This is a genomic window from Bacillus sp. FJAT-50079, from assembly GCF_018343515.1.
Lineage (GTDB): Bacteria > Bacillota > Bacilli > Bacillales > Bacillaceae_C > Lederbergia.
The window spans coordinates 358,449-369,761 of record NZ_JAGYPD010000005.1 but is presented as its reverse complement, the minus strand read 5'-3'; the positions used below and the strand labels follow the sequence as shown (position 1 = coordinate 369,761).

General features: G+C 37.7%; 15 protein-coding genes. 13 read left to right on the top strand and 2 right to left on the bottom strand.

Annotation, left to right across the window (positions count from 1 at the left end):
• Positions 1 to 18 precede the first annotated feature (18 nt).
• Positions 19 to 768: an AAA family ATPase gene (locus KHA95_RS15445; protein WP_213138411.1), complete on the bottom strand. Its 750-nt coding sequence runs from the start codon at positions 766 to 768 to the stop codon at positions 19 to 21.
• Between the two features lie 318 nt (positions 769 to 1,086).
• On the opposite strand from KHA95_RS15445, the gene KHA95_RS15440 reads away from it, so the two are divergent.
• The 12 genes from KHA95_RS15440 to qoxD all read left to right on the top strand — a co-directional run bounded on the left by KHA95_RS15440 (position 1,087) and on the right by qoxD (position 10,403).
• Complete coding sequence (locus tag KHA95_RS15440; protein ID WP_349305487.1) at positions 1,087 to 1,371, top strand: PepSY domain-containing protein; 285 nt, start codon at positions 1,087 to 1,089, stop codon at positions 1,369 to 1,371.
• A 53-nt stretch (positions 1,372 to 1,424) separates the two neighbouring features.
• Positions 1,425 to 1,802 carry a fluoride efflux transporter CrcB gene (crcB, locus tag KHA95_RS15435; protein ID WP_213138410.1) on the top strand — a complete coding sequence of 126 codons (378 nt, stop codon included), beginning with the start codon at positions 1,425 to 1,427 and terminating at the stop codon, positions 1,800 to 1,802.
• Positions 1,799 to 2,167 carry a fluoride efflux transporter CrcB gene (gene crcB / locus KHA95_RS15430; protein WP_213138409.1) on the top strand — a complete coding sequence of 123 codons (369 nt, stop codon included), beginning with the start codon at positions 1,799 to 1,801 and terminating at the stop codon, positions 2,165 to 2,167. Before crcB (KHA95_RS15435) ends, crcB (KHA95_RS15430) begins: the two co-directional genes overlap by 4 nt.
• Before the next feature lie 172 nt (positions 2,168 to 2,339).
• A complete protein-coding gene (locus KHA95_RS15425) occupies positions 2,340 to 2,582 on the top strand; it encodes a hypothetical protein (RefSeq protein WP_213138408.1) in 243 nt (80 codons plus the stop codon).
• 98 nt (positions 2,583 to 2,680) lie between these two features.
• Positions 2,681 to 3,334, top strand: a complete 654-nt coding sequence (locus KHA95_RS15420; RefSeq protein ID WP_213138407.1) for an acetate uptake transporter — start codon at positions 2,681 to 2,683, stop codon at positions 3,332 to 3,334.
• Between the two features lie 357 nt (positions 3,335 to 3,691).
• Positions 3,692 to 4,039: a PadR family transcriptional regulator gene (locus KHA95_RS15415; RefSeq protein WP_213138406.1), complete on the top strand. Its 348-nt coding sequence runs from the start codon at positions 3,692 to 3,694 to the stop codon at positions 4,037 to 4,039.
• The gene (locus tag KHA95_RS15410) at positions 4,020 to 4,658 is read left to right on the top strand and encodes an HAAS signaling domain-containing protein (RefSeq protein ID WP_213138405.1); all 639 of its coding nucleotides are present in this window, start codon (positions 4,020 to 4,022) and stop codon (positions 4,656 to 4,658) included. The genes KHA95_RS15415 and KHA95_RS15410 overlap by 20 nt, the downstream gene beginning before the upstream one ends.
• A 65-nt stretch (positions 4,659 to 4,723) precedes the next feature.
• On the top strand, positions 4,724 to 6,184 hold the full coding sequence (locus tag KHA95_RS15405) for a DUF4153 domain-containing protein (RefSeq protein WP_213138404.1): 1,461 nt from the start codon (positions 4,724 to 4,726) through the stop codon (positions 6,182 to 6,184).
• A gap of 410 nt (positions 6,185 to 6,594) precedes the next feature.
• Positions 6,595 to 7,530: a cytochrome aa3 quinol oxidase subunit II gene (gene qoxA / locus KHA95_RS15400; protein ID WP_213138403.1), complete on the top strand. Its 936-nt coding sequence runs from the start codon at positions 6,595 to 6,597 to the stop codon at positions 7,528 to 7,530.
• A 47-nt stretch (positions 7,531 to 7,577) separates the two neighbouring features.
• Positions 7,578 to 9,524 (top strand): cytochrome aa3 quinol oxidase subunit I, encoded by a 1,947-nt coding sequence (gene qoxB, locus KHA95_RS15395; protein ID WP_213138402.1) that lies wholly within the window; start codon positions 7,578 to 7,580, stop codon positions 9,522 to 9,524.
• On the top strand, positions 9,524 to 10,120 hold the full coding sequence (gene qoxC, locus KHA95_RS15390; protein ID WP_213138401.1) for a cytochrome aa3 quinol oxidase subunit III: 597 nt from the start codon (positions 9,524 to 9,526) through the stop codon (positions 10,118 to 10,120). The genes qoxB and qoxC overlap by 1 nt, the downstream gene beginning before the upstream one ends.
• A 1-nt stretch (position 10,121) precedes the next feature.
• Complete coding sequence (gene qoxD / locus KHA95_RS15385; protein ID WP_213138400.1) at positions 10,122 to 10,403, top strand: cytochrome aa3 quinol oxidase subunit IV; 282 nt, start codon at positions 10,122 to 10,124, stop codon at positions 10,401 to 10,403.
• Between the two features lie 35 nt (positions 10,404 to 10,438).
• On the opposite strand, the gene KHA95_RS15380 is transcribed toward qoxD, so the two are convergent.
• Positions 10,439 to 10,681 (bottom strand): hypothetical protein, encoded by a 243-nt coding sequence (locus tag KHA95_RS15380; protein ID WP_213138399.1) that lies wholly within the window; start codon positions 10,679 to 10,681, stop codon positions 10,439 to 10,441.
• Positions 10,682 to 10,845: 164 nt separating this feature from the next.
• Between KHA95_RS15380 and KHA95_RS15375 the strand changes: the two genes are divergently transcribed.
• Entirely contained in the window at positions 10,846 to 11,295 is a 450-nt protein-coding gene (locus KHA95_RS15375) for a GNAT family N-acetyltransferase (RefSeq protein ID WP_213138398.1), read from the top strand.
• The last annotated feature ends 18 nt before the right edge of the window (positions 11,296 to 11,313 follow it).

Below are 11,313 nucleotides of genomic sequence, written 5' to 3'. Positions count from 1 at the left end.
TAAGTTCAGCCCCTTTTTTTATTTTCCAAGTAAATGGTGCAATAATCGATCCTTATCTTCGAAAAATTGTTTCATAATATTGTAGTGATTTGTTTCTTCCAGTGATGTCTCTCTTAATCCATCTTCGGTACATTCGATGATCTTCGCATGTGGATATGCCATTATGATCGGTGAGTGTGTAGCAATGATGAACTGTGAATGTTGATGGACTAAGTCATGAATTTGAGCCAACATTGATAATTGCCTTAGCGGTGATAAGGCGGCTTCTGGTTCATCTAATATATACAATCCTTCTCCGCGAAAACGATTCATAAAGGTAGCCCAAAAAGATTCCCCGTGTGATTGTTCATGAAGAGACGTCCCGCCAAATGAATCAATAATACGTGGTCCTGAACCTGGTTCAAGATCCAATTGTTCAATATTCGTTGCTACATTATAGAAGGTTTCTGCACGTAGAAAGAATCCATCCTTCGGTCGCTGAATTCCTTTGATTAATGTCAAATATTTTTCCAACGAAGAATGGGAATGATAGGTTGAAAACTGAAAATTAGATGAGCCTCCTTCTGGATTAAATCCCGCGGAAATCGCAATCGCTTCTAGTAATGTCGACTTCCCCATTCCATTTTCACCAACAAAATAAGTTACATTTGGATGAAAAGACAGCTCATTTAAAGTCTTTATACTTGGCAAGTGAAACGGATAATCACGAAAAGAAGAAATGCGAGCTCGTTCTAGCCTCATCCCTCTAATATAATGTTTTTCCCTCATAAGAACTCCTTTTTTAATTTAGTATAACAAATTAAATAAGGAATCCCTCCATACGTGATTAGGATAATCATTGTTATATAATATAAATAAAGCTTTCATCATGCTTGTGTCATATCCTACGCAAATCTGTGAGGAGTACTTCTATGAATACAGATTCATGGGATTTTTAATTCATGTGAAATTAAACACTCGAAATAGCCGAATGGAAAACGGGGAAAAATTTATACATCGAACCTCCTTTTTGCGGCGATTAGGGTACAATATTTGTATAAAAGATAACCGCACCTTTTATTTATCCAATACATATGAATAAGTGAGTTGGACGATATAGAAGGAGGATATTTTCGAATATACGAAAATTATTATTATGCCAATCAAGCGCCGATGCATAGACAAAGAATAACGAAGCAACAAGCACAATATATTGCCCTTAAACGTGTACTAGGGAAAGTTATACACGTAGGTATGGATTTAGAAAAGGGCGTTTTAGTTTATGAGGTATTTATTTTAACAGCGGATAATCGAATATTTGAAGTAGAGGTTCGCGCAAAAAATGGAAGAATTATAAAGGTTGAAGAGGAACATGATTTGATTAATAAATAATTATAGGATGTGGCGGTCGGTTCACATCCTTGTTATGGTTGGGAGCTATGAGGATGAACGTATTAGCAGTTGGCATTGGTGGTTTTTTTGGTGCGATTCTTCGATATTTAATTAGTGAATGGCTTCCTATCACGAACGGCTTTCCAATGGGTACTTTTGTCATTAATTTATCAGGCTGCTTTTTTCTTGCTTGGTTTTTTACAATAACGGTTAAACGCTGGAGCATTAGTCCACAAGTCAAATTAGCAATTGGAACCGGCTTTACTGGCGCATTCACAACATTTTCAACTTTTTCAGTGGAAACATTGACATTAATTGAACATCAACAATATATGATCGCTTTTACATATGTTTTTTTTAGTATTTTTGGTGGTATAACACTCGCTTTCGTCGGTGTGAAAGTAGCTGTTAACAAAGGAGGAAAGCAATGATATATGTAGGGATTGGCGGGATCGGCGGCGCCATTGTCCGATTTTTGCTAGGAAAATGGATTGCGGGCAAGACGACTTCCTCGTTTCCAATAGGCACGTGGATTATTAATATAACAGGTTCGTTTTTCCTCGGTATTTTATTCGTATTACATTTGCGACATATGTTTTCGGATTGGGCATGGTTGCTCTTGGGAACTGGCTTTCTCGGTGCATACACAACGTTCTCCACCTTCGGTTATGAAACGATTCAGCTGTTAGAGAAAAAAGAGGTGGGAAACGCTCTTCTTTATGTGATGACCTCTGTTGTATTAGCCATTCTTTTCGCTTGGGGAGGAGGGCAAATTGGGAAAATGATTGCTGTGTAGGAAGACCTGCAATTAGGCATGAAAGTGGTGCAATTGTAATCGAAAGTCATGCAAATCAATGAGAAACCCGTGCAATTGCAAAAATCCAACATATTTTATATCATTTTTCAAAGGTAAAATGCCGTTTCTTTTAGAACAAGCTGTTCATAAGATAGCACAAGGAGGCGGTGAAATGTTTGAAATTTATGACGTTGTACTTATCCCGCTAATCATGGGGATTGTAGAAATGTTTAAAAAGGCGGGTGTAAACAAAAAATATCTTCCTTTTATTGCTCTTGCTATTGGAATCATTATCGGAGTTGTATACGTCGCTGCAATGGATTGGAAGCAAGGAGTTCTCGTCGGGATGATGCTCGGTTTATCAGCAAGTGGTCTATATAGCGGGGCAAAATCAACGATGAAAAGCGATGACTAGTCATCGCTTTTTTCGTTTGTAGGTTAATACCAGATCAATTTGACACCCATTACCTAATCCGATACAGTACATAAGTATGAATTTTTTAGGAGGAAACAATGGAAGCTCAGAATCACAGACAAGTAAAAGTTACAACAGCAGATCCGTCCGCTTTAGGTTTGTTCGGTTTAGCGATGGTCACATTCGTAGCATCATCACAAAAGTTAGGTATAACAGAGGGACTATCTTATCTATTGCCTTGGGTATTTTTCTTAGGAGGGCTGGCCCAAATATATGCTTCGATTTTAGATGCAAAGCTTAACAATATATTTGGCACAACAGCATTCGCGGCATTCGGACTTTTTTGGTTTGGTGTCGGAACGACATGGTTGATTCAGTTAGGTTTTTTCGGAGAAGTCCTCGCTGCAAATGCTGATCCGAAACAACTTGGGTTTGCATTTATCGGCTATTTAATTTTCAGTATATTTATGACGATAGGGGCGATGGAGACAAATAAAGTATTATTCTTTATTTTTATCTTTATCGATTTCCTATTCATTGGCTTATCTTTAAGCTCTTTTAACATTTTTTATAATGTAACCCATATGATCGCCGCAATAGCAGAAATGTGTATCGCTTTGCTATCTTTTTATGCTTCCGCAGCAAATGTGTTAAACACTCACTTCGGACAAGTCGTGCTGCCGATCGGTAAACCATTTGGGATTTTTAAAAAACAACAAGTACATGTACATGTGAAAAAGAGAGTAAGCTAATATGCGATTCCTTATAGTTAATGATGAAAAATTAACTATAAGGATTTTTTTAAAGTTTACCTAAAATGTACTACATAATACTGTTGATTTCCGCTCCTGGGGACGCCAGAACGGAAATCAACACTCTTGTCTTACTATTAACCTTTTAGAAAAAGGTACCTAACCGTACGTTTATTTGCTATGCCTCAAATGAGCAAACAGAATTGAATCAAACGATTTTTATTTCGAAAGTGCCTGTTTGATGAAAAAGCCTTTACCCCTAATGAAAATCGGTAAACTTAAATTTTTTTATCTTTACTTTTCATTCAAAAAAATATAAACTTTGTATATACCTAAAATAACTATGTAGGTGAGAATATGTTTAATCGAGAATTGGTAAAAGGAAGTAGCTCACTTTTATTACTTCAATTGCTTGAAGAAAAAGATATGTACGGGTATGAACTTGTAAAAGAATTGGAAAAGCGCAGTGAAAATGAATTTTCTATAAAGGAAGGTACATTGTATCCTGCTCTTCATAAGCTTGAAAAACAAGAATACATTGAAAGCTACTGGAGGGAACAGGAAAAAGGTCCGGCGCGAAAATATTATCGAATTACGCAGGCGGGAGAAGAAATGCTTCTTGAAAAAACCCGTGAATGGCATGACTTTGTGTCGGTGATGAACAGGCTAATGGGGAGAAAAAAGCATGGAACGTTTGAAGAATGAATTTTTAGCGGATCTTGCGCAATGCCTTGCTCATCATAAAGAGAAAGAAGCGATCCTACAAGAATATGAGAGTCATCTGGATGAATTTCTATTAGAACTGACAATGTTTGAGGATGAATTAAACATACGTGAGCAGATCCATTCACGTTTTGGAACACCTGAAGAGATTGCGGCAATGTGGAAAGCAGAACTTTCAGTGACACCGAGCAATATGAAGTGGCTTTTCATTGGTATGAATGTTTTGCTTTTCGGTGGGGGGGCGATCTTTACACTTGCACATCATCTCTTTGATTGGAAGTGGCTTTCAAGCTTATGGCAGCAGATTACCTCGATCCCGATCTTTATAGCCCTTCTGTACATGTTTTTTTGGGCATTGCTTGGCTATGAAATAGGTAGGGGATTTGGACATAAAGGGAAAAGGCTGATGCGAAAGACGTTTTTGTTAGCGTTAATTCCTAATTTAACATTGATGGTCTTAACGGTTTTTAACATCATTCCTCATGAATGGTTTTATCCACTGTTAACAAAAACATTTATAAGTCTTTGTATTTTCTTAACACTACTTTTATACCCCGTATGCTTGATTAGCTATCAATGGGGGAAAAAAGCTTCCATTTGAGCTTTTTTTACTTATATACATAGAATAACTATGTATATAGAACAACTATATACGGAGGTTGAAAAATGGATATACAAATTAAAAGGTTGGATTGGTTCTTTTTTATCGCTTGTTTATTTTTAGGGATTGTTGCGGAAGAGGCTTTTTTCAGGGGAGAAATGGGCGTGGCCTATATCCTTTTTATTGCTCTATTTTATGCCGTCTTCTTTTATCGATTTCGCTCGTTTTCATTTTCACATCAACGGTTTGGTTACTTATTACTAATAGCGATTTGGCTTTTGGCGGTCGGCTACTTTTTATATGATGTAGCGCTTTTTAAAGTATTAAACTTATTGATCATCCCTTCCCTTGTTATTTTTCATCTTGTCGTTATAACGTCACCAAAGAAAGCGGAATGGAGCCGTATTTTTTTCGTCTTTTATACGTTACAGCGATTGTTTGAGGGCTTTCTCTATAATGCCTTTTTTACAAAATATGTGGCAAAACTATTGATGCGAAGCAACAATAAGAAGCAGTATGATGTGTGGAAAAAAGTCATTATTGGAATTTGTATTTCTATACCATTATTGTTCCTCATTTTGCAATTGCTTGTTTCGGCAGATGCCCATTTTGAAAAGTTAGTAAGCGAAATTCCGAATTTGCTAACGATTGATGCAGAAACGGTATTTCGAATCATCATCATTTTACTATATACGTTTGGTTTTTTCGGATTTATGCAAGTGCTGATAAACAAACAAATGGTATTTAAGAACGAAATCACAATTGAGCCGATTAAAATGGATGGAATCATTACGTTAACGATGCTTTTACTTTTTAATGCTGTTTATGTATTATTTATTGCCGTCCAATTTACGTATTTTTTCAGCGGAACGCTTAATGATGGCTATACGTATGCTGAATATGCCCGCCGAGGTTTTTTTGAATTGTTATTTGTGACGCTTATTAATATAACAATTACCACAGCGGTTATTCACTTTACAAAGACGGTTCAAGGGACAATGAAAAAGGCGATTCGTCTGGCACTTTCAGTTCTCGTTTTATCAAGTGGCGTCCTCCTTGTTTCTGCTTTCATGCGGATGTCGATGTATGAAGCGGCTTATGGTTATACATTTACTCGCGTCCTCGTTAATACGTTTATGGTATTTCTTATGGTCATTTTGGCTTATACATTCGTAAAAATTTGGCTGGAAAAGTTATCGCTGTTCCGTTTCTATTTCATCGCTTCGCTTATTTATTATGTCGGTATAAATGTTATCAATCTCGACCGCATTGTGGTTGAGCGAAATCTCGAACGTTTTGAGATGACTGGGAAAATCGATATTGGCTATTTAAGCCATCTTTCATCGACGGGCATTTTAGGGCTAATGGAATTACATGAAAGAAATCCTCATATTCAAGGACTTGAAGAGTTGCTTCAGAGCCATAAAGAGGAAAGGATGTCTTTAAAAACGGACTCATGGCGGTCATTTAATGTAACGAAAAACAAAGCATATATAAAGCTTGGTGAGTTGGAATTGGATAAATAATCGTAATAGTAATTTCGCCCATAGTGTAGTCAAAGCTATGGGCATCTTTATTTTTCTTCCTTAACTTCTTCAAAAACACGTATGCTGTGCAATGCCAGAAAGGCTTATGACAGCTAATGTAAGTGGAGTTCTATTTATTTCATATTAAAGCCATTCCAATTCGGAATGGCTTTATTTTTTTAAAAAGAAACTTATATCATAACTCATTTTTATAAAATGTGCTAAATGTTATTTTGATATAATGTCGTCTTTTTATCGACTTTTTTACCATTTTGTGAATAAACTTCATGAACACTTTGTGACGTAGATCACATTTTACTGTCTTTCGTACGAATCTAATAATAAAATAATGAAATGCTACTGTATTACTTTTTAAAGTTTTTACTCCAAAGGAAAGAGGGGAGACCTTAATGAAATTGAAATGGGCTTTGTTTAGTTTGGTTATCACATGCTTGGTTGTGTTAGCCGGGTGCGAACCATTAATGGTTTTGGATCCAAAAGGGCCTCAAGCAGAAACACAAGCAAATGTCATTTGGATCTCAATCGTAACGATGGCATTTATTGTAGTAGTTGTCTTTGGTCTTTTAATATATATCGTAACAAAATATCGGGCTTCAAAACAAAGTGATGATTATGAACCGCCACATATTGAAGGCAATCCGATTGTGGAATCGATCATTGTCGGCATTCCTGTACTCATTATTATCTTTCTTTCAATTGTTACGGTGAAATCGACGTACGAAGTAGAAGCAACGCCGAAAGGCTATGAAGATCAAAAGCCGTTAACGATTTATGCTGCTTCATCTGATTGGAAATGGCATTTTAGCTATCCAGAAGAGGGGATTGAAACGGTCAATTATTTATATATCCCAACAGATCGTGCGCTTGAATTCAAATTATATTCTTATGGGCCGATCACGAGCTTTTGGATTCCGCAATTAGGCGGCCAAAAATACGCGATGTCTGACATGGTGACGACGTTGCATCTCGCTGCGAGTGAACCTGGTGAATTTATGGGAAGGAACGCAAACTTCAGCGGGAAAGGATTCGCAGAAAATACGTTCCAAGTAAAAGCAATGTCTCAAGAGGATTTTGATAAATGGGTTGAAGACGTAAAGGAAACGGCTGAACCATTAACAGAAGAAACATTTAATGAATTGCTAGAGCCAGGGCATCTTGGACAGATGACATTTACTGGCACTCATTTAACATTTTTACCTGCTCCAGAAGGTGAGTACAGTGGTCACAATCATGGGTCAGCGCATTCTAATAAAGAATCCGAACACGATCATGAGGAACATGTGCAACATTCTCATGAAGAAACAAACGAACATCATCATGAATAGATTGAACGTTTGTTACCAAATCGATTTGCATGAAAGGAGTCAAAAGTATGAGTTACTTTGATCGATTTGCCATTCCACACCCAAGCCCGGCAATTTATGCTTCGATGGTTGCGATCGGCCTTACGGTTATCGCCATCCTAGTCGGCTTAACCTATTTTAAAAAATGGGGTTATTTATGGCGTGAATGGTTGACTACGGTCGACCATAAACGAATTGGTATTATGTATTTAATTTCCGCTTTACTTATGTTATTCCGTGGTGGCGTAGATGCTCTGATGATGAGGGCACAAACGGCCGTCCCTGATAATACATTGTTAGACGCGCAGCACTATAATGAAGTATTTACTACGCACGGAGTAGTCATGATTATTTTTATGGCGATGCCATTTATTTATGCGTTAATGAATTTCGTTGTTCCATTACAAATTGGTGCACGTGATGTGGCATTCCCACGCTTAAACGCACTTAGTTTTTGGTTGTTTTTCATGGGAGCGATGCTGTTCAATATTTCTTTCGTTGTCGGTGGTTCACCTGATGCAGGTTGGACATCCTATTTCCCGCTAGCGAGCAATGATTTCAGTCAATCGGTCGGAACGAATTATTATATGCTTTCGATCCAAATTGCTGGTATTGGGACATTAATATCGGGGATTAACTTTATTACAACGATTTTGAAAATGAGAGCACCAGGCATGACATTGATGAAAATGCCGATGTTTACATGGACTGCTTTTATTACGAATATCATTGTAGTTTATGCTTTCCCAGTATTAACAATTGCTCTTTTATTAGGGACTATGGATCGCCTGTTTGGCGCAAACTTCTTTACAACAACAAATGGCGGGATGGACATGCTTTGGGCCAACCTTTTCTGGGTTTGGGGACATCCTGAAGTATACATTTTAATTCTGCCGGCATTCGGTATTTACAGTGAAATCATCTCGACTTTTTCACGGCGAAATCTTTACGGTTATAAATCGATGGTCGGTTCGATCGTTATTATTTCGTTTTTCTCATTCCTAGTTTGGACACACCATTTCTTTACAATGGGGCAAGGTCCACTAACGAATAGTATTTTCTCGATTACAACAATGGCGATTGCGATTCCGACTGGAATTAAGATTTTCAACTGGCTATTGACGATGTGGAAAGGGAAAATCAAATTTTCGGTTCCAATGCTTTATGCAGTCGGCTTTATTCCGATTTTTACGATCGGTGGAGTAACTGGGGTTATGCTTGGTATGGCAAGTGCCGATTATCAATATCATAATACGATGTTCTTAGTCGCTCACTTCCACTATACGATTATTCCTGGGGTCGTATTTGCGATGCTCGCTGGTCTTACGTATTGGTGGCCAAAAATGTTTGGCTTTATGCTTAACGAAAGAATCGGAAAATGGGCATTCTGGTTTATTGCGATTAGCTTTAATGTTACCTTCTTCCCGATGTTTTTCACTGGTTTAGACGGTCAAGCACGCAGAATGTACACATATTCTGAAGCAACTGGATTTGGTCCGTTGAACTTGCTATCCTTCGCCGGAGCAGTCGGTCTTGCAATCGGTTTTGCTTTAATAGTTTATAACGTATATTACAGCACACGGTATGCATCAAGAAATATTAGCTCAGATCCATGGGATGCACGCTCACTTGAATGGGCGACACATAGCCCGGTTCCAACTTATAACTTTGCCGTTACGCCGCAAGTGAATTCAATCGAAGCGTTCTGGGATGCGAAGAAGAAGAATATTCCTTTATTCCCTGGGAAAGTGGAAAAGATCCATATGCCAAATAATAGTGGTGTTCCATTTATTATGAGTTGTATTTTCTTCGTATGGGGATTCTCATTCGTATTTAGTATGTGGATTCCAGCCATTATTACAACGATCGCCATTTTTATTTGTATGGCTCATCGTTCATTTGAGAAGGATGACGGATATTATATTTCTGTTAAAGAAGTTGAAGAAACAGAAAAAAAACTGCGAGGTGTTAGCTAATGAAGATGGATCACTCGCTCCCACTTGAATATAGTACGGATCAAAATAAATTAAATATATTAGGGTTCTGGATTTTCCTTGGAGCCGAAGTTATGCTGTTTGCCACACTTTTCGCTACTTATTTCACATTAGTGGATCGTACGGGAAGCGGGCCGGCAGGTTCAGAGATTTTTGAAATTGCTCCTGTACTTGTTGAAACATTTGTCCTTTTAACGAGTAGTTTTACAATCGGGCTTGGTGTTCATGCAATGAGATTAGGTAGAAAGAATGCGATGATCACATTCTTTGCGATCACACTGCTTCTTGGCCTTACCTTTTTAGGAGTAGAAATTTATGAGTTTGCACATTATGTGCATATTGGGGCAGGTCTTCAAACGAGTGCATTTACTGCGGTTCTGCTTACAACATTAGGTACGCATGGGGCACACGTAACAGTTGGTTTATTTTGGGGATTATTTATAATTCTGCAAGTGAAAAAACGCGGATTAACGCCTGCAACAGCGAATAAATCATTCATCTTTTCCCTTTATTGGCACTTCTTAGATGTCGTTTGGATCTTTATTTTCAGCTTCGTCTATTTGAAAGGAATGATGTAATATGAGCGAATTATTCCCAAGAAAGCAAGTAATGGGCTTCATCTTCTCATTAGTCCTTACTGTCGTTGCTTTAGCTGTTTATTTCTTTGATTTATCATTTGCAGTTGGAATGACCATTCTCTTGGCCACTGCTTTTATTCAAGCACTCGTTCAGCTCATTGTCTTTATGCATGCTGGCGAAACCGGAGATAAAGGATCGATTTATACGAATCTTTTCTATGGATTTGCGATTGCTCTCGTTACGATTTTCGGGACATTGCTCATTTTAATTTGGGATATGTAATAATGCGAGGAGCGCCGATAGTGGCGCTCCTTTTACTATTCTTTAGACGAAATCAGCCTAATGCCTTTATCTGTTCTTTCCTGCACTTCCTCCGTCGCTACGAAAAAAACCCCCATTAAAAAGATAAAAATCGCTCCCATTACGGTACCAATTCCAATGCTTGTCACTGTACTGCTATCGCTTACAAAAAATCCGTATAAAAATAGAGCGCTTCCAATTGTAAGGATTGAATAACCAATATATTTAACCGCATTTAATAATTTTTCATGAACGTTCATTGTATTGCCCCCTTTTATCTTATTATTCACCTTGTTCACAAAGTTGTCAAATGTTTTTTGAAGGATAGGATGGAGCCTATATGGATAATTGGAAGTGACGATTGGTGGGCATGGTATAATATTGTCAATTATAAATGAATGATAGAAAGAACTGGAGTGAGAAAATGAAGATTAGAGGACTGCATGAGCATGAGCAAGCTCCAATGGATTTATTGCTGTTAGCTGATCCTTCTCCGGAGAAGATTGAAGATTACGTCAACAAGGGAGAGTGTTTTCTTGCTGAAAAGGATGGAGAGATGATTGGCGTTTATGTGCTGCTTCCCATAAGAATTGGTGTAGTAGAATTAGTAAATATTGCAATAAGAGAAGAGCAGCAAGGAAATGGATTAGGAAAACAATTAGTAATGGACGCTATTCAAAGAGCGAAAAGGAAATATAAAGTGATTGAAGTGGGCACTGGAAATTCGAGTATTGGACCATTGGCCTTGTATCAAAAATGTGGTTTTCGAATCATAGGTATAGACAGAGACTTTTTCATCAGGCATTATCAGCAAAAGATTGTCGAGAACGGGATTCAATGCCGGGATATGATACGCTTATCTCTAGATTTATAATTTTTATATCGATGGGGT